The 18,934-nt window shown below is 70.9% G+C and carries 13 protein-coding genes; 1 reads left to right on the top strand and 12 read right to left on the bottom strand.

All coding sequences use genetic code 11. The features are described from left to right. The 10 genes from OO57_RS35460 to typA all read right to left on the bottom strand — a co-directional run. Positions 1–602, bottom strand: a 602-nt coding sequence (locus tag OO57_RS35460; protein WP_033256917.1) for an ABC transporter ATP-binding protein, incomplete at its 3' end; no start/stop codon positions are given. 19 nt (positions 603–621) lie between these two features. Next, positions 622–1,635 (bottom strand): ABC transporter permease, encoded by a 1,014-nt coding sequence (locus tag OO57_RS35465; RefSeq protein WP_033256918.1) that lies wholly within the window; start codon positions 1,633–1,635, stop codon positions 622–624. Further along, entirely contained in the window at positions 1,628–2,554 is a 927-nt protein-coding gene (locus OO57_RS35470; RefSeq protein ID WP_033256919.1) for an ABC transporter permease, read from the bottom strand. The genes OO57_RS35465 and OO57_RS35470 overlap by 8 nt, the downstream gene beginning before the upstream one ends. An 81-nt stretch (positions 2,555–2,635) precedes the next feature. Beyond that, complete coding sequence (locus OO57_RS35475; RefSeq protein ID WP_033256920.1) at positions 2,636–4,264, bottom strand: peptide ABC transporter substrate-binding protein; 1,629 nt, start codon at positions 4,262–4,264, stop codon at positions 2,636–2,638. 164 nt (positions 4,265–4,428) lie between these two features. Then, entirely contained in the window at positions 4,429–5,448 is a 1,020-nt protein-coding gene (locus OO57_RS35480) for an ABC transporter ATP-binding protein (RefSeq protein ID WP_033256921.1), read from the bottom strand. Then, complete coding sequence (locus OO57_RS35485; protein WP_033256922.1) at positions 5,441–6,256, bottom strand: ABC transporter ATP-binding protein; 816 nt, start codon at positions 6,254–6,256, stop codon at positions 5,441–5,443. The genes OO57_RS35480 and OO57_RS35485 overlap by 8 nt, the downstream gene beginning before the upstream one ends. Positions 6,257–6,273: 17 nt before the next feature. After that, a complete protein-coding gene (locus tag OO57_RS35490) occupies positions 6,274–7,227 on the bottom strand; it encodes an ABC transporter permease (protein ID WP_033256923.1) in 954 nt (317 codons plus the stop codon). Continuing rightward, the gene (locus tag OO57_RS35495; protein WP_033256924.1) at positions 7,220–8,146 is read right to left on the bottom strand and encodes an ABC transporter permease; all 927 of its coding nucleotides are present in this window, start codon (positions 8,144–8,146) and stop codon (positions 7,220–7,222) included. The genes OO57_RS35490 and OO57_RS35495 overlap by 8 nt, the downstream gene beginning before the upstream one ends. A 140-nt stretch (positions 8,147–8,286) precedes the next feature. Then, on the bottom strand, positions 8,287–9,927 hold the full coding sequence (locus OO57_RS35500) for a peptide ABC transporter substrate-binding protein (protein ID WP_033256925.1): 1,641 nt from the start codon (positions 9,925–9,927) through the stop codon (positions 8,287–8,289). 354 nt (positions 9,928–10,281) lie between these two features. Further along, entirely contained in the window at positions 10,282–12,186 is a 1,905-nt protein-coding gene (typA, locus tag OO57_RS35505; RefSeq protein ID WP_033256926.1) for a translational GTPase TypA, read from the bottom strand. 212 nt (positions 12,187–12,398) lie between these two features. Here typA and OO57_RS35510 point away from each other — a divergent pair, with 212 nt between their 5' ends. After that, complete coding sequence (locus OO57_RS35510) at positions 12,399–13,523, top strand: hypothetical protein (RefSeq protein WP_033256927.1); 1,125 nt, start codon at positions 12,399–12,401, stop codon at positions 13,521–13,523. A 118-nt stretch (positions 13,524–13,641) separates the two neighbouring features. Here the strand turns inward: OO57_RS35510 and OO57_RS35515 are convergent, their stop codons facing one another. Together OO57_RS35515 and OO57_RS35520 are read right to left on the bottom strand one after the other, a co-directional pair. Further along, positions 13,642–16,104: a SpoIIE family protein phosphatase gene (locus tag OO57_RS35515; RefSeq protein ID WP_418909939.1), complete on the bottom strand. Its 2,463-nt coding sequence runs from the start codon at positions 16,102–16,104 to the stop codon at positions 13,642–13,644. A gap of 156 nt (positions 16,105–16,260) precedes the next feature. Further along, positions 16,261–18,934: SpoIIE family protein phosphatase (locus OO57_RS35520; RefSeq protein WP_324606817.1), on the bottom strand; the 2,674-nt coding region annotated here is incomplete at its 5' end.

Below are 18,934 nucleotides of genomic sequence, written 5' to 3' on the forward strand. Positions count from 1 at the left end.
GCGGTGGTGGGCTCGTCCGCGATGATCAGGTCCGGCTCCAGGGCCAGCGCCATCGCGATCATGATGCGCTGGCGCATGCCGCCGGAGAACTGGTGCGGGTAGTCGTTGACCCGTTCCTTGGCGGCCGGGATGCGGACCCGGTCCATCAGCTCGATCGCCTTGGCCTTGGCGTCCTTGCGGTTGTCGCCGCGGTGCTTGCGGTACATCTCGCCGAGCTGGTAGCCGACGGTGAGCACCGGGTTGAGCGAGGACAGCGCGTCCTGGAAGATCATCGCGATCTTCTGCCCGCGGATCTTGCGCCGCTCGTCCTTCGACATCTTGAGCATGTCCCGGCCGCGGTACAGGATCTCCCCCTGGGGGATGCTGGCCGGCGGCATGTCGAGGATGCCCATGACGGCCTGCGCGGTGACGGACTTGCCGGAGCCGGACTCGCCGAGCACCGCCAGCGTCTCGCCCGCGCTGACGGTGTAGTTGACGCCGTTGACGGCCTTGGCGACGCCCTCCCTGGTCTTGAACTCGACGTGCAGGTCCTTCACGTCCAGCAGCGGCCCGGCGAAGGGTTCCTCGCGGGCCGTGCGGGCCTGGTCGGCGGCAGTGGTCATGTGCCTGGTGTCCCCTCGCTCAGCGCAGCTTCGGATCGAGGGCGTCGCGCACCGCGTCGCCCAGCATGATGAAGGCCAGCACGGTGACGGAGAGCGCGGCGGCCGGGAAGAACAGGGCGAACGGGGCCTGCCGGATCACCTTCTGCGCGGAGGAGATGTCCACGCCCCAGGAGATCGTCGGGTCCTGCAGGCCGATGCCGAGGAAGCTCAGCGTGGCCTCGGCGGTGATGTAGCCGCCCAGCGCGATGGTCGCGACCACGATCACCGGGGCCAGCGCGTTCGGCAGGATGTGCCGGAACATCAGCCGCCCGGTGCCGGCGCCGAGCGCCCGCCCGGCGACCACGTAGTCGGACTGCTTGACGGTGATCACCGAGCCGCGCATCACGCGGGCCAGCTGCGTCCAGCCGAGGAAGGCCAGCGCGATGACCACCGACCAGACGGTGCGGACGGAGAACGCGTTCAGCAGCACCAGAGCGCCGAGCAGCAGCGGGATGCCGAAGAAGATGTCGATGACCCGGGAGATCACCGAGTCGACCCAGCCGCCGAAGTACCCGGAGACCATGCCGGCCAGCCCGCCCAGGACGGTGACCGCCAGGGTGACGCAGATGCCGACCGTGATCGAGGCCCGCGCGCCGTAGAGCACCCGGGCGTAGATGGAGCGGCCCTGCCCGTCGTAGCCGAACCAGCCGGCCCCGAAGAAGTCGGTGTAGTCGGGCTTGCGCAGGTAGTCCTGGGTCAGGTCGGCGGCCCGCGGGTCGGCGTTGGTGAACAGGCCGGGCCAGATCGCGATCACGATCAGCAGCAGGATCAGCAGCGCCGAGATGATGAAGGTGGGCCGCTTGCGCAGGTCCCGCCAGGCGTCGCCCCACAGGCTGCGGGCCTGCTCCCGCTTGACCGTGTCGGGCTCGATCAGGGTCTCCTGCTCCACTGCCAACCCCTGCTGGCCGACGTAGTCCAGGTGGTCGCTGTCGGTCGGCTGGATGTTCCGCAGCGGGTCGTGCCCGTCGGGGATGTCCTCGTTGCGCTCAGGCATAGCGGATCCTCGGGTCCAGGACGGCGTACAGCAGGTCGACGACCAGGCTGGCGACCAGGTACACCAGCACCAGCACGGTGACGATGCCGACCACCGTCGGGCCTTCCTTCTGGTTGATCGCCTTGTAGAGGACGTTGCCGACGCCGGCGATGTTGAAGATGCCCTCGGTGACGATCGCGCCGCCCATCAGGGCGCCCAGGTCGGTGCCCAGGAAGGTCACCACCGGGATCAGCGAGTTGCGCAGCAGGTGCCGCCCGATGACGGTCTGCCGGGGCAGGCCCTTGGCCACCGCGGTGCGCATGTAGTCGGCGCGCAGGTTCTCGCCGATCGAGGTGCGGGTGAGCCGGGCGACGTACGCCAGCGACAGCGAGGCCAGGACCAGGCCGGGCAGGATCAGCTGGGTGATGTCCGTGGAGTCCTGGACGGTCGCGGTGACCCAGCCCAGGTTGATCGCGAAGATCGTCTGCGCGATGTAGCCGAGCACGAACACCGGGATCGAGATGACGATCAGGGTCAGCACCAGCACCAGGGTGTCGGCGATGCTGCCGCGGTACAGGCCCGCGATCAGGCCGAGCGGCAGGCCGATGAAGATCTCGAAGAAGAAGGCGACCAGGGCCAGCCGGATGGTGACCGGGAAGGCGTCCGCCATGATCTCGGAGACCGGTCGGCCGGTGAAGCTGGTGCCGAAGTCCAGGTGGAAGATGTTGTTCATGTAGTGCAGGTACTGCTTCCACAGCGGCTGGTCGAGGTAGTACTGGTGCCGCAGGCTGGCGACCTGCGCCGGGTCAGCCGCCTTGTCGCCGAACATCGCGGCGATCGGGTCGCCCGGCAGGCTGTACACCATCAGGAAGATCAGCAGCGTGGCGCCGAAGAACACCGGGATCATCTGGAGCACGCGGCGTAGGACGTAGTGGCCCATGGGAGCCCTCCCTCCGAAGGGGTGACGTAGTACCGGAGCCCCGCCCTCCGTGCGGGGAGGACGGGGCCGGTGCCGGGCAGGTCAGCCCTTGACCTCGACCTGGGTCCAGGCCGGGTTGCCGAAGGAGTCGAACTCGACGTTCTGCACGTTGGTGGAGAAGCCGGAGTTGGTCCGGTAGTACCAGAGCGGGATGGCGGGCATGTCGAGCGCCAGCTGCTCCTCGGCCTTCTGGTAGCCGGTCGCGGTGTCCTGGATCGAGTCGGCCTGGTCGGCCTCGTTGGCGAGCTTGTCGAACTCGGGGCTGGAGTAGCCGGTGTCGTTGGAGGCCGCGCCGGTGCGGTAGACGTCCGCCAGGAAGTTGGCGTTCAGCGGGTAGTCCTGCACCCAGCCGGTGCGGAACAGGCCGTTGATCTGGTGCCCGGTGATCGCCGCGCGGGCGGTCTTGAAGTCGGTCTTCGCGTCGCCGCTGCAGTTCACCCCGGTGGCCTGCCGGATCGAGTTGCAGACCGCGTCCACCCACTCCTTGTGGCCGCCGTCCGCGTTGTACGTGATCTTGATCGCGTTGCCGGGGACGCCGCCGCCCTCCTGGATCAGCTGCTTCGCCTTGTCCGGGTTGTACGTGCAGAAGTCCCCGCAGGTACCGGACTTGTAGCCCTCGACGCCCTCGGCGACCCACGCGGTGGCCGACTTGCGCGAGCCCTGCAGCACCGTCTTGGTGATGGTGTCGCGGTCGATCGCCATCGACAGGCCCTGCCGGACCTTGGCGGTGTTCGCGCCCTGCCACTCGGGCTGGTAGAGGGTGAAGCCGATGTTCTGGATCGCGCCCTGCGGGGCGTCGATCGCCCGGTCGCCCAGGTCGTTCTTGTAGTTCGCCAGCGCCGACGGCGGCACCTGGTCCATCACGTCCAGGTTGTTCGACTGCAGGTCCGCGTAGGCGGCCTCGGCGGTGGTGTACATCTTGAAGACGACGCCGCCGTTCTTCGGCTTGTCCACGCCCTGGTAGTTGGCGAAGGTCTTGGTGACCACCTGCGAGTTGTGGTCCCAGCTGACGAACTCGTACGGCCCGTTGCCCACCGGCTTCTGCCCGTAGCCCGCCGGGTCCTTGAAGAACCCCTCCGGGAGCGGCGAGAAGGCCACGTACCCCAGCTTGTACGGGAAGTACGAGACCTTGTTGTACAGCTTGATCGTGAAGTGGGTGTCGTCCTGGACGGTCAGGCCGGACATCTTGTCGGTGGTCGGCGAGCCGTTCTCCGGGTGGACGTCCTTGTAGCCCTCGATGTCGCCGAACCAGGAGCTGTTGATCTGGTTGTTGCCGACGTTGGCCGCCCAGTTCCAGGCGTCCACGAAGCTCTGCGCGGTCACCGGCGTCCCGTCGTGGAACGTCCAGCCCGACTTCAGCGTCACGGTGTAGGTCTGCGCGTCGCTGGTGTCGATCGAGTCGGCGACCTGCATGCGGAGCTTGCCGCTGGAGGGGTCGTAGTCCGCCAGGCCCTTGAACAGGTTCTGCACGATGCGTCCGCCGCCGACCTCGTTGGCGTTGGCCGGCTGGAGCGGGTTCTGCGGCTCGCTGCTCTGGTACGTGAAGGTCTTGCTGGTGTCCGACGAGCCGCCACCGGAGCCGCTGTCCCCGCTGCTGCCACAACCCGTGGCCACCAGGGCCACGGACGTCGCACTGACAACGGCCCAGCGCACGCGGGTGCCTGTAGGCATGGAGCTTCCTCCTCAGGGGTGTATGAGACGCATCTCACCCCATGAGAAGGGCCCGGCAGTTGCGGCGCGACCGCAGTAGGGCCGGACGGGGGAGGAACGGCGCAGGGGCGCCGGGCGTGTCGCCCGGCGCCCCTGCTGAGGGCCCGTCAGTGCCGCTGCCGTCGCTACGCGGCGGCCGCGGTCTCCCGCTCGGCCGCGAAGTGGCAGGCCGACTCGTGCCTGGCGCCGCCGGCCGGCAGCTCGGGCACGGCCAGCAGCGGGAGCTCGGTGGAGCAGCGCTCCTCCGCCTTCCAGCAGCGGGTGCGGAACCGGCAGCCGGACGGCGGGTTGGCCGGGGACGGGATGTCGCCGGAGAGGATGATCCGCTCCCGCTTCTCCCGGTCGCTCGGGTCGGGCACCGGCACGGCGGACAGCAGCGCCTGGGTGTACGGGTGGGTGGCGTGGTCGTAGATCTCCAGGTCGGTGCCGATCTCGACCATCTTGCCGAGGTACATCACGCCGACCCGGTCGGAGATGTGCCGGACGATCGAGAGGTCGTGCGCGATGAACATGTAGGAGAGCTCGAAGTCCTGCTGCAGCTGCTCCAGCAGGTTGATCACCTGGGCCTGCACCGAGACGTCCAGCGCGGAGACCGGCTCGTCGCAGATGATCACCTCCGGCTTGAGGGCCAGGCCGCGGGCGATGCCGATGCGCTGGCGCTGGCCGCCGGAGAACTGGTGCGGGTACCGGTTGATGTACTCGGGGTTCAGCCCGACCACGTCCAGCAGGTCCTGCACGGCCTTGCGCCGGTCGCCCTTGGGGGCCACCTCGGGGTGGATCTCGTACGGCTCGCCGATGATGTCGCCGACCGTCATCCGCGGGTTCAGCGAGGTGTACGGGTCCTGGAACACCATCTGGATGTTGCGGCGGACGGCCTTGAGGGCCGCGCCGGACAGCCGGGAGATGTCCTCGCCCTTGTAGAGCACCTGGCCCGCGGTGGCCCGCTCCAGGTTCATCAGGACCTTGGCGAGGGTCGACTTGCCGCAGCCGGACTCGCCGACGATGCCGAGCGTCTCGCCCTTGCGGAGGGTGAAGGAGATGCCGTCGACGGCCTTGACCGCGCCGACCTGCTTCTTGAACAGGACGCCCTGGGTCAGCGGGTAGTGCTTGACCAGGTCGCGGACCTCCAGGATGGGCTCAGCCACGGAGGGTCTCCTTCCAGAAGTGGCAGGCGCTGGCGCGCCCGGCGAGCTCGGCGCCGTCCCGGTCGGTGACCTGGTGCAGGGCGGGGCTCTCGGTGCGGCACAGGTCGGTGGCGGCGTCGCAGCGCGGGTTGAACGCGCAGCCGGCCGGGACCTTGTAGAGGTTGGGCGGCAGGCCCTTGATCGCGTACAGCTCCTCGCCCTTCTGGTCCAGTCGCGGGATCGACCGGAGCAGGCCCTCGGTGTAGGGGTGGGCGGGGCGGGCGTACAGGTCGTGGACGGGGGCGGTCTCGACGATCCGGCCCGCGTACATGACGGCGATCTTGTCGGCGACGTCGGCGACCACGCCGAGGTCGTGGGTGATCAGGATCTTGGCCTCCTTCTTGGAGGCGCCCTCGTGCACGCGGAACATCTCGCCGAGCTGGTAGCCGACGGAGAGCACCGGGTTGAGCGAGGACAGCGCGTCCTGGAAGATCATCGCGATCTTGCGGCCGCGGATCCTGCGCCGCTCCTCGCCCGACATCTTCAGCATGTCCTGGCCGCGGAACAGGATCTCCCCGGAGGTGATCCGGCCGGGCGGCATGTCGAGGATGCCCATGATGGTCTGCGCGGTGACGGACTTGCCGGAGCCGGACTCGCCGAGCACGGCCAGCGTCTCGCCCGCGGCGACCGAGTAGTTGACGCCGTTGACGGCCTTGGCGACGCCGTCCCGGGTCTTGAACTCGACGTGCAGGTCGCGGACTTCGAGCAGCGGGGTGCCGGGGACCGGACGGTCCTTGGCGGCAGTGGTCTTCTCGGGTGCGGTGGTCATGGTGCGGGCCGCCTCTCTCAGCGCAGCTTCGGGTCGAGGGCGTCGCGGACCGCGTCGCCGAGCATGATGAACGCCAGCACGGTGACGGAGAGCATGCCGGCCGGGAAGAACAGCACGAACGGCGCCTGGCGGATCACCTTCTGGGCCGAGTTGATGTCGATGCCCCAGGAGATGGTCGGGTCCTGGAGGCCGATGCCGAGGAAGCTCAGCGTGGCCTCGGCGGCGATGTAGCCGCCCAGCGCGATGGTCGCGACCACGATCACCGGGGCGATCGCGTTCGGCAGGATGTGCTTGAACATGATCCGGCCGGTGCCGGCGCCGAGCGCCTTGGCCGCGGTCACGTAGTCGGACTGCTTGACGGTGATCACCGAGCCGCGCATCACGCGGGTCATCTGCGTCCAGCCGAGGACGACCAGGGCGAACACCACCGACCAGACCGTGCGGACCTGGAAGGCGTTCAGGATGACCAGCGCGCCGAGCAGCAGCGGGATGCCGAAGGCCATGTCGGTGAAGCGGGAGATGATCGTGTCGACCCAGCCGCCGTAGTAGCCGGCCGCCATGCCCAGCAGGCCGCCGACGATCGTGACACCGGCGGTGACGCAGATGCCGACGACCATCGAGGCGCGGGCGCCGTAGATCATCCGGGCGTAGATGGAGCGCCCCTGGCCGTCGTAGCCGAACCAGTCCGCCTGGAAGAGGTGCAGGTAGTTCGGCTTGGACAGGTAGTGCTTGCTCAGGTCGCCGGCCCGCGGGTCCACCGAGGTGAACAGGCCGGGGGCGATCGCGAACAGCACCAGCACGACGATCAGCACCGCGGAGATGATGAAGACCGGACGCTTGCGCAGGTCGTGCCAGGCGTCCAGGCCGAGGCTGCGGGGCTTCTCGGCCTTCGCCTCGGCGACGGCGCCGCCCCGCTGCGCGGGGATCGCGTCCTCTCCTGCGGGGGCGGACTTCTCGATCATGTCAGGCATACCGGATCCTCGGGTCCAGGACCGCGTAGAGCAGGTCGACGAGCAGGCTGGCGAAGAGGAAGACCAGCACCAGCACCACGACGAAGCCGGAGACGGTCGCACCCTCGCTGCGGCCGATGGCGTGGTACAGCGAGTTGCCGACGCCCTGGACGTTGAAGATGCCCTCGGTGACGATCGCGCCGCCCATCAGGGCGCCCAGGTCGGTGCCCAGGAAGGTGATCACCGGGATTATCGAGTTGCGCAGCAGGTGGGTGCCGATCACCTTGCGCCTGGGCAGGCCCTTCGCGACCGCGGTGCGCATGTAGTCGGCCTTCAGGTTCTCCGCGATGGAGGTCCGGGTGAGGCGGGCGACGTACGCGAGCGAGATCGAGCCCAGCACGACGGCGGGCAGGATCAGCTGGCCCAGGTTGGTCGAGCTCTGCACCGTCGGGGTGACCCAGCCGAGCTGGATCGCGAAGACGTTCTGGAAGACGAAGCCGAGCACCGGGACGGGGATCGAGATCAGCAGCAGGGTCAGCACCAGCGTCGACTTGTCGAACGCCTTGCCGCGGCGCAGGCCCGCGAACAGGCCGATGCCGATGCCGACGACCAGCTCGAAGACGAAGGCCAGCAGCGCCAGTCGGATGGTGACCGGGAGGGCCTCGCCGATCACGTCGATGACCTTGCGGTTGTTCATCGTCAGCCCGAAGTCGCCGGTGAACAGGTCCCCCATGTAGTGGAGGTACTGCTGCCACTTCGACAGGTCGAGTCCGCGGGCGTGCTTGAACGCGGCGAGCTGGGCCGGGTCGGCGGCCTTGTCGCCCCACATCGCGGCCGCGGGGTCACCGGGCAGCATGCGGGTCATGAAGAAGATGATGGTGACCGTGCCCAGGAACACCGGGATCATCTGGAGCAGTCGCCTCGCGACGTAGCGCCCCATCGTGCCTCCAATTGACTGCTCTGACGGGCTGTCGTCCCGGTGTCAGAGTTCTGGACGTGACAACGGCCGGTGCCGGACCGCCCGGTGGGGCGGGGCACGGCACCGGCCGTGTCTGTTCGAGCCGTGCGGTGCCGGCTCGGTTACTTCTGCTTGACCTCGACCTGGGTGAAGACCGGGTCACCGAAGGAGTCGTACTTCACGTTCTGCACGTTCTTCGAGTAACCGGCGGTGGTCTTGTAGTACCAGAGCGGGATGGCCGGCATGTCCTTGGCCAGCTGGGCCTCGGCCTGCTGGTACAGCTCGGCGGTCTTCTCCACCGAGGTGGCCTTGTCCGCCTCGGCGGCCAGCTGGTCGAACGCCGGGCTGGAGTAGCCCGCGTCGTTGGCCGCGGCGCCGGTGCCGAACACGTCGCGCAGGTAGTTGGCGTTCAGCGGGTAGTCCTGCACCCAGCCGGTGCGCATCAGACCGTCGACCTTCTTGTTCTTGATCAGGTCGCGCGAGGTCTTGAAGTCCGGCTTGGCGTCGCCGACGCACTCCACGCCGGTGGCCTGGCGGATGGAGTTGCAGACCGCGTCCACCCACTCCTTGTGGCCGCCGTCGGCGTTGTACAGCACGGTGATCTTGTTGCCGGGGACGCCGCCGCCCTCGGTGATCAGCTGCTTGGCCTTCTCCGGGTTGAACGTGCAGTACTCGCCGCAGGTGTCGTCCTTGTAGCCCATGGCACCCGGGGCGACCCAGGAGTTGGCGGGCTGGCGGGAGCCGTTGAGCACCGTCTTGGTGATGGTGTCGCGGTCGATCGCCATCGACAGGCCCTGGCGGACCTTGGCCAGGTTCTCCGGCTTCCAGTCGTCCGCGTAGAGCGAGAAGGAGATCGACTGGATGGCGCCCTGGGCCTGGTCGACCGCGCGGTCGCCCAGGTCGCTCTTGTAGGAGGCCAGGTCGCTCGGGTCGACCTGGTCCAGCACGTCCAGGTTGTCGGAGACGAGGTCCTTGTAGGCGCCCTCGGCCTGGGCGTAGTTCTTGAAGACGATGCCGGCGTTCTTCGGCTTGTCGACGCCCGCGTACTTGTCGTAGGCGGCGACGGTGACGGCCTTGTTGTGCTCCCACGAGACGAACTTGTAGGGGCCGTTGCCGACCGGGGACTGGCCGTACTTCGCCGGGTCGGTGAAGAACACCTCGGGCAGCGGCGAGAAGGCGGTGTAGCCGAGCTTGTACTCGAAGTACGAGACCGGGCCGTCCAGGGCGATGGTGAAGTGGGTGTCGTCGACGACCTTCAGACCGGACATGGTCGTGGCCTTCGGGTCGCCCTCGTCCGGGTGGACGTCGGTGTAGCCCTGGATGTCGGAGAACCAGTCGGAGTTGATCTGGTTGTTCTTGACGTTGGCCGACCAGTTCCACGCGTCCACGAAGGACTTGGCGGTCACCGGGGTGCCGTCGTGGAAGGTCCAGCCCGACTTCAGGGTGACGGTGTAGTTCTGCGCGTCGGTGGTCTCGATCTTGTCGGCGACCTGGTTGCGCAGCTGGCCGTTGCTGGGGTCGTAGTCCACCAGGCCCTTGAACAGGGTCTTGATGATGCGGCCGCCGCCGACCTCCATGGCGTTCGCCGGCTGGAGCGGGTTCTGCGGCTCGGTGCTCTGGTAGCTGAACGTGCCCTGGGCGTTGACCGCCCCGCCACCGTTGGAGCTGCCGGAAGAGCTTCCGCCGTTGCTGCCGCAAGCGGTAGCGGCGAGGGCGACCGCGACGGCTGCGACAACCCACTTGGCCTGGTTGGCACCGCGCATGGGTGTGCCTCCTGAAATCGTGTTGCAGATCGCTCGCGGCCTGGCGCGCACCCCTGCGCAGGAGCCTCGACCCGAGCTCGACTGCACCCACTATCGGTCACTCACGGATACGGAAATGACCATTCCGGATTTCAATTTGGTCACATGAACGGTGAGTTAGTCTCGGAAAACGGACATTCGAGACATACCCAGACACGGGCGAAACGGACAGTTCTCACGGATGACGATCAGTGACGTCCGATTAACGAACGCCCCGCCTCCGGTGGGCCGTGACGCAACGTCACCGAAAACGCGACCGGCCGGCGTCCGCGAGGACGCCGGCCGGTCGGCCGAACAGGGGTGGAGCCGGGGGTGTCAGCCCTTCTTGGCGCGCGAGGCGGTGCGGCCGCGGTCCTTGGCGTCCAGGACGACCTTGCGGATGCGCACGGTCTCCGGGGTCACCTCGATGCACTCGTCCTCGCGGCAGAACTCCAGCGACTGCTCCAGCGAGAGCTTGCGCGGCGGCACGATGGACTCCGCCACGTCGGCGTTCGAGGAACGCATGTTGGTGAGCTTCTTCTCCTTGGTGATGTTCACGTCCATGTCGTCGGCGCGCGAGTTCTCGCCGACGATCATGCCCTCGTACACCTCGGTGCCCGGGTCGATGAACAGCACGCCGCGCTCCTGCAGGTTGGTCATCGCGAAGGCGGTGACCACGCCGGAGCGGTCGGCGACCAGGGAGCCGTTGTTGCGGGTGGTCAGGTTGCCGAACCACGGCTCGTAGCCCTCGTGGATCGAGTGCGCGATGCCGGTGCCGCGGGTGTTGGTGAGGAACTCGGTGCGGAAGCCGATCAGGCCGCGGGACGGCACCACGAACTCCATCCGGACCCAGCCCGAGCCGTGGTTGGACATGTTGTCCATCCGGCCCTTGCGGATGCCCATGAGCTGCGTGACGGCGCCCATGTGCTCCTCGGGGACGTCCACGGTGAGGCGCTCGACCGGCTCGTGGGTCTTGCCGTTGACCTCGCGGGTGACCACCTGCGGCTTGCCGACGGTCAGCTCGAAGCCCTCGCGGCGCATGGTCTCGATCAGGATGGCCAGCGCCAGCTCGCCGCGGCCCTGCACCTCCCAGGCGTCCGGGCGCTCGGTCTCCAGCACGCGCAGCGAGACGTTGCCGATCAGCTCGCGGTCCAGGCGGTCCTTCACCTGGCGGGCGGTCACCTTGCGGTCCACCTTGGCGCCGGACTTGGCGTCCGCGCCCTTGCCGGAGCCGCCCTTGCCGACCAGCGGCGAGGTGTTGGTGCCGATGGTCATCGAGATCGCCGGCTCGTCGACGGTGATCAGCGGCAGCGCGATCGGGTTCTCGGTGTCCGCGAGGGTCTCGCCGATCATGATGTCGCCGATGCCCGCGACGGCGCAGATGTCACCGGGGCCGGCCACCTCGGCGGGCTTGCGGGTGAGCGCCTCGGTCATCAGCAGCTCGGAGATCCGGACGTTCTGGATCGAGCCGTCGCGCTTGATCCAGGCCACCGTCTGGCCCTTGCGCAGCTCGCCCTGCTCGACCCGGAGCAGCGCGATGCGGCCGAGGAAGTTGTCGGCGTCCAGGTTGGTGACGTGCGCCTGCAGCGGGGCGTCCTCGTCGTAGACCGGGGCCGGGACGTGCTCCAGGATGGTGGAGAAGAACGGCTCCAGGTTCTCGGAGTCGGCCGGCACGGTGCCGTTCTCCGGCTTGGTCAGCGAGGCCACGCCGTCGCGGGCGCAGGCGAAGACGATCGGGAACTCGATCTGGTCCTCGTCCGCGTCCAGGTCCAGGAACAGGTCGTAGGTCTCGTTGATGACCTCGTCGATCCGGGCGTCCGGACGGTCGGTCTTGTTGATGCACAGGATGACGGGCAGCCGGGCCGTGAGCGCCTTGCGCAGCACGAAGCGGGTCTGCGGCAGCGGGCCCTCGGAGGCGTCGACCAGCAGGACGACCGCGTCCACCATCGACAGGCCGCGCTCGACCTCGCCGCCGAAGTCGGCGTGGCCGGGGGTGTCGATGATGTTGATGGTGATCGGCGCGCCACCGTCCTTGGGGTGGTACTTGACCGCGGTGTTCTTCGCGAGAATGGTGATGCCCTTCTCGCGCTCCAGGTCGTTCGAGTCCATCATCCGGTCGTCGAGGTGCTGGTGGGCGGCGAAGGCACCGGCCTGCTTCAGCATGGCGTCGACCAGGGTGGTCTTGCCGTGGTCGACGTGGGCGACGATGGCGACGTTACGAATGTCGTTGCGCGTGGGCATGCGGCGCTGATTCTCCCGGAATCGTGGGTCACGGTGCCCGGCCCGCGTCAGCATTCACCGGTCCACCCGCCGGGCACGGCACATGCCTCGGCTTCTTCCCATCGTACGGGGAAGGCCCCAACGGAGCCGAAACGGGCGGCTGCGGGGCGGTGGAGATCACAAGTGGGTCTCGCTCCTTCCCGTACGCACCAAGGGATCGGGAAGCTACGCCGGTGAAGAAGAAGACCCGCATCCTGCTGTTCCTCGCGGTGTTCGCCGGGGCGTTCCTGCTGCAGCCCCTGCTGTCCCGGGTGACGGTCCCGCCGCTGCACGTCGGCCTGCTCGCCCTCGCCGGCGGGGCCCTCGCCGGCAACCTGCTGACCCAGCTCGGGCTGGCGGCGCTCGCCCGCCCCGCCGGGCTGGCCCCGGCCTTCTACCTGGTCGGCTCGGGCCGCCGCTCCCGCACCGTGCGGCTGGGCCGGTGCCCGCTGGTGCTGCGCTCGGTGCCGCTGCCGTTCTTCGCCGCCGCCTACCAGCTCGTCCCCGGGCCGCGGTGGCGGGCCTGGGCGGCGGTGACGGCCGCGTACCTGCCGGCCCCGCTGCTGGGCGGCTGGCTGCTGGCGACGACCGCGGGCGCCTGGCAGCTGTTCGGCCTGGTGCTGACGGCCGCGCTGGTGGAGCTGGCCGTCCAGGCCGCCTTCCCGGGCTGCCCGGGCTGGGTGGTGCTGCGGATGCCCGCCGCCTCCCCCGCCGCGCTGGCCGAGGTGTACGCGACCCCGGGGCAGGTCGCGGCCGCCCGGGCGCTGGAGGGCGGGCGGATCGCCGACGCGGCCGCCGCGCTGGCCGCCGAGCCGGAGACCGGCACCCTGGCCGACGGCGTGGCCCGGGTGCGGGTGCTGCTGGCGACCGGCGAGTGGGCCGCCGCCCTGGAGCGGGCCGAGCGGATCACCGTCGCCGCCCCGGTGGCCCGGGTCGGCTGGCTCGCCGACCTGGCGCGCGCCGAGGCGCTGGTGTGCGCCGCCGACGCGGGGCTGCTGCCGCCCGCCGAGTACCTGCCGCGGCTGGCCGCCGCCGTCGACGCGGTCAGCGGCCGCCGACCGGGCGCGGCGGTCCGGGCCGACCTGCACCGGCTGCGCGGGGAGCGGGAGCAGGCCGTGAAGCACGCCTCCGCGGCCGCACGGCGCTCCGTGGACGCGTGGGGCACGGCGGACGCCGCCTGCTCGCTGGCGGCCGCCCTGCTGGCCTCCGGACGGCCGGAGCAGGCCCGCCGGGCCCTGGCCCGGGCCCACGGGGTGCTGCCCGGCCTGGCCCGCACCGCCCTGGTGGAGCAGCGGGCCGCGGCGGTCGTCCTGGACTAGGCCCTGGAACGACCGGGCCCTGGAACGACCGGGCCCTGGAACGACCGGGCCCTGGAACGACTGGGCCCTGGAACAACTGGGCCCTGGGCCCTGTCCGGCCGATCCTGCCGGGCAGGGCCTAGAGCGCGAGCTCGAACCAGACGATCTTGCCCTTGGGGGTGCGGCGGCTGCCCCAGCGCTCGGCCAGCAGCGAGACGAGCTGCAGGCCGCGGCCGCCCTCGTCGGTCTCCTGGGCGCGGCGCTGGCGCGGCTGGGCGTAGGCGTCGTCCCAGACCTCGCAGACCATGGTCTTGTCGCGCAGCAGGCGCAGCCGGATCTCGCCCCGGCCGTGCCGCAGCGCGTTGGTGACCAGCTCGCTGACCAGCAGCTCGGAGGTGTCGACCAGTTCGTCCAGGCCGCGTTCCAGCAGCCAGCCGCAGGCGGCCTCGCGGGCCTTGGCGACCGAGGTCGGCTCGGAGGGGAAGCGCCAGTCGCCGACCGAGCCCTTGGGCAGGCCCTTGACCTTGGCCATCAGCAGGGCGATGTCGTCCTCGCCGTGGTGCGGGTTGAGCTCGTCCAGGACCTGGTCGCAGAGCTCCTCGATCTGCGCGGACCCGGCGGCCAGGGCGGCCCGGAAGGCGTCGATGCCCTCGTCGAGCTGGTGCTTGCGGGACTCCACCAGGCCGTCGGTGTAGAGGGCCAGCACGGCGCCCTCGGGCAGGTCGACGGTGACCTCCTCGAAGGGCTCGCCGCCGACGCCGAGCGGCAGGCCGGGCGGCACGGTGATGGTGCGGGCGACCTGGCCGGGGGTGAGCAGGACGGGCGGCAGGTGCCCGGCGTTGGCGAAGGTGCAGCGCTGCTTGACGGCGTCGTACACGGCGTAGACGCAGGTGGCGAGGTAGACCTCGGCGCTGGAGCGGTCCGGGTCCTCGTCGTTGCCCAGGCCGCGGGCGATCTCGTCGAGGGCGGAGAGCACCTCTTCGGGGTCGAGGTCGAGCATGGCGAGGGTGCGCACGGCGGTGCGGAGCTGGCCCATGGCGACGGCGGCGCGCAGGCCGCGGCCCATCACGTCGCCGATCACCAGGGCGGTGCGGCTGCCGGGCAGCGGGATGACGTCGAACCAGTCGCCGCCGACCTCGGTGTTGTTGTTGCTGGGCAGGTAGCGGCGGGCGATCTCCAGGCCGGAGGCGGCCGGGTTGCCGGGGGGCAGCAGGCTGCGCTGCAGGATCAGGGCGCGCTCGTGCTCGCGGCGGTAGAGCCGGGCGTTGTCGACGCAGACGGCGGCGCGGGCGACGAGCTCCTCGGCGATCGCGACCTCGCGGGCGTCGAACGGCTCGCTGCCGATCGCCCGGGAGAGCTGGACCAGGCCGAGCACCTGGTCGCGGGCGACCAGCGGCACCACCAGGGTGGAGCGCAGCAGCGGGTCGGGCCCGGGCTGCGGGACGACGCTGCGGCCGGTGCGCAGGGCGCGGGCGTGCGGGGAGCGCGGCGGGTAGCAGAGCGTGCCGCCGGCCTCGGCGACCCGGACGCCGCCGCGCTCGCTGCCGAGCACGGACGGGGCGTTGCCGACCACGCTGGAGACGGCGACGCGGCGCAGTTCCCCGCTCTCCGGGTTGGCGCTGAGCGGGGCGGAGTCGCCGGTGAGCAGCGCGGTGTACAGGTCGACGGTGGCGACGTCGCAGAACTGCGGGACGATCACGTCGAGCAGTTCCTTGGCGGTGGTCTCCAGGTCGAGGGTGGAGCCGATGTGGGTGGAGGCCTCGTTCAGCAGGGCGAGGCTGCGGCGCACCCCGGCGGCCTCGCGTTCGGCGATGTGCCGGCTGGTGACGTCCTGGACCTGCCCGGCCACGCCGATCGGGCGGCCGCCCGCGGCGGTGAGCCGGTACAGCGAGACGGCCCAGGTGCGCTGGTCCTCGTCGCGCCCGGCGCTGGGGCGGGCGGCCCGGACCGGGCCGGACAGCCGCAGGTCGAGGACGGGCTCCTGGCCGGTGAGGACCTTGCGCAGGGCGAGCAGCAGCCGGTCCGCGTCGGAGGGGCGGAACACGTCGCCGGGGGCGAGGCCCTGGAGGGCGGCGGGGCTGCGGCCGACGCCGGCCGCGAAGGCGGCGTTGACCCGCTGCAGCTTGAGGTCGGTGTCGAACAGGAAGAACCCGGTGGGCGTCTGGCCGATGACGGCCTCGGAGGCGGCCAGGTCGGTCTCGATGGCGCGCAGCCGGCCGAGGTCGACGGCCAGGCAGGTGGCGGAGCCGTCGGCGCTGGCGGGCATCGCGTAGACCTCGGCGAGGCTCTCGGCACCGGACAGGTCGCGGTAGGGGGCGGTGCCGACCCACTCCTCGCCGGACAGGATCCGCTCCAGCCGGGCCCGGCCGCGCTGCCACAGCTCGCGCGGGATGAACGCGGTGATCGGGTCGGCGCCGACCGCCTCGGCGGCGGGGACGCCGAAGAACTCGGCGGCCCGGTCGCTCCACTGGGCGATCCGCCCGTCCGGGCCGATCGCGAAGGTCGCGACCCGGATGTAGTCGTAGATGGTGCCCGAGGCGCCCTGTCCCCAGCCGAGCGGCAGCGGGACGGGGGTCGTCGGGGCACCCGGCTGCTCCGGCACCGCGGCATGACTGCCGCTGCCGTGCGTCACGTTCCGTGCCGGGAAGCTGTTCAACGGACCGACCCCTCCAACCCGCGCCCATCCGGTGTCGAGAAGACCGAGTATTCGCTGTCCGAGTATTCATCATTCGGGCGCGGGCGCACACGCCCTTCAACGTCACAACATCGAATCGGGTAGTTGAACCTCCGAGTTCACGAGCTCGAACCAGACGACTTTGCCCAGCCCTTCGGCCCTGGTGCCCCAGCGCAGGGCCAGCCTGCGGACCAGTTCGAGGCCGCGCCCGCCCTCGTCGCCCGCCCCGGCGTGGCGCTCCTTGGGCGGGTCGGGCAGCGGGTCGGAGATCTCGACCAGGAGCAGTTCGCCGAGGGTGAGCCGGACGCCGATCGGGGCGCTGGCGTACCGGACGGCGTTGGTGACCAGTTCGCTGACGAGCAGTTCGGCGGTGTCGGTGAGCTCCTCGACGCCCCAGTCGGCCAGCGTGCCGCGGACGAGGCGCCGGGCCCGGGAGACCGCGGTCGGCTCGGCGGGCAGCGTCCAGCCCGCGGTGGGCGACTCGGCCCGGCCGCGGCCGAGCCGGGCCAGCAGCAGGGCCACGTCGTCGGGCTCGCGGCCCTGCTCCATGGTGTCGAGGACGGCCTCGCACGCCTGCTGGATCGAGGCGTACGGCTGTTCCAGCACGGTGATCAACCTCCCCAGTCCCACGTCCAGATCCTTGTCCCGGGACTCCACCAGCCCGTCGGTGCACAGGGCGAGCAGGCTGCCGTCCGGGATCTCCATCTCGATGGACTCGAACGGCACCCCGCCGACGCCGAGCGGCGCGCCGGAGGGCAGGTCGAGCACCTGGCCCGCGCCGCCGGGCAGCGGGCCGCCGGAGCGGGCCGGTTCGGCGTCGGCTCCGGGCACCACCAGGACCGGCGGGATGTGGCCGGCCTTGGTGACGGTCAGGCTGCGCCGGGCGGGGTCGAAGACCGCGTAGACGCAGGTGGCGAGCAGGGCCTCGTCGGGGCCCTGGGCGAGGTCGTCGGCGAGTTCGTGGACGTGCCGCAGGACGACCTCGGGGGCCAGGTCGAGGGCGGCCAGCACGCGGACGGCGGTGCGCAGCCGGCCCATCGTGGCGGCGGCCCGCAGGCCGTGGCCCATCACGTCGCCGACCACCAGGGCGGTGCGGTCGTCGGGCAGCGGGATGACGTCGAACCAGTCGCCGCCGACCTCGGTGCCGCTGGAGCCGGGCACGTACCGGTAGGCGACCTCGACGCCGGTGGGCTGCGGGACCTGCTGCGGCAGCAGGGTGCGCTGCAGGGTGAGCGCGGCGGTGCGCTCGCGGGCGTAGAGGCGGGCGTTGTCGAGGGAGCTGCCGGCCCGGTCGGCGAGCTCGACGGTGAAGGCGAGGTCGTCGCGGTCGAAGCCCTCGCGGTAGCCGGCCCGGCTGACCACCAGCAGGCCGATGACGATGCCGCGGGCCCGCAGCGGGACCACCAGCCGGGAGTGGACGCCGAGTTCGCGGGCGGCCTCGACCTTGGGGTCGCCCGCGAAGGACAGCTCCTCGGTGGAGTTGCCGCCGGAGAGCATCTCGGGGACGCCGCTGCGCAGCACCCGGCCGAAGACCGAGTCCTCGTCGAAGGTGACCCGGGCGCCGTGCCGCAGCATGGTCTCCACGGCGGGGCCCTGCTGGATCGCGGCGACGCCGAGCTGCAGCAGCGAGGTGTGCCGGTCGTGGCCGTGCCGGGGCAGGTCGTCGCCGTGCGCGACGGCCTGCAGCAGGATCACCCCGGCGTAGTCGGCGAGCCGCGGGACGACCGCCCCGGCCAGCTCCTGGGCGATCATCGACGCGTCCAGCAGGTCGCCGACCCGGGAGCCGAACTCGTTGAGCAGCGACAGCCGGCGCCGGGCGCCCTCGACCTTGGCCACCGCCCGGTAGCGCTCGGTGACGTCCATGATGGTGCCGGAGATGCCGAGCACCCGGCCGGAGCGGTCGGTCATCCGGCTGTAGGAGATCGACCGGTAGCCGGAGCGGGCGGTGGACGGGGAGGCCAGCGTGACGTCGATGACGGGCTCGCCGGTGGCCAGCACCTGGCGCTGGACGGCGGTGATCTCGTCGGCGGAGCGCTCGGGCAGCGTCTCGCCGGTGGTGCGGCCGATGTGCTCCTCGGCGGGCAGGCCGTTCATCTCGGCGAGGGTGCGGTTGACGGCGGTGTAGCGCAGTTCGGTGTCCAGCACGGCGATGCCGAGCGGGGACTGCTCGAACAGGGCGTCGCGGACCGCGAGGTCCCGTTCGACGGCGCGCAGCGCGGCGGCCTCGGTGAGCGCGGCCTGCACGTACGGGGCGCCGTCGCCGTCGACCAGCAGCGACAGCCGGGCCTCCACCTCGACCGGCAGGCCGTCCCGGTCGGCGAGTTCGGTGAAGCCGTGCCAGGAGCCGCGGCGCAGCGTCTCCTGGAGGGCGGCGCGGGTGCGCTGTACCTGGCCCGGGTCGGGGATCAGCTCGTCGACGGAGCGGCCGACCAGCACCTCGCTGGGCCAGCCGAGCATCTCCTCGGCGGCGGGGCTCCACAGCACCACCCGGCCCGAGGTGTCGAGGATGACGATCGCCACCCGGACCACGTCCAGCAGGCTGCCGCCCTCGGTGCGGCGGCTCGGGTGCAGGGCGGTGGGGCCGCTGTCGGCGCGGGCGCCGGGGTGCACCTCCGGCGTGCCGGGGAAGGCCCGGGCGGGGCGGCCGCGGGCCGGGAGCTCCGCCGGGCCGGGCGCGGTGGGCGGCTGCGGGGCCGGGCCCGCGCTGGGGGCGCTGCCGGGCAGCGCGGCGGGCCGCTCGCCCGGGCCGGGGCGGCCG

This window comes from Kitasatospora phosalacinea (assembly GCF_000717185.1).
In the GTDB taxonomy this organism is placed as follows: Bacteria; Actinomycetota; Actinomycetes; order Streptomycetales; family Streptomycetaceae; genus Kitasatospora; species Kitasatospora phosalacinea_A.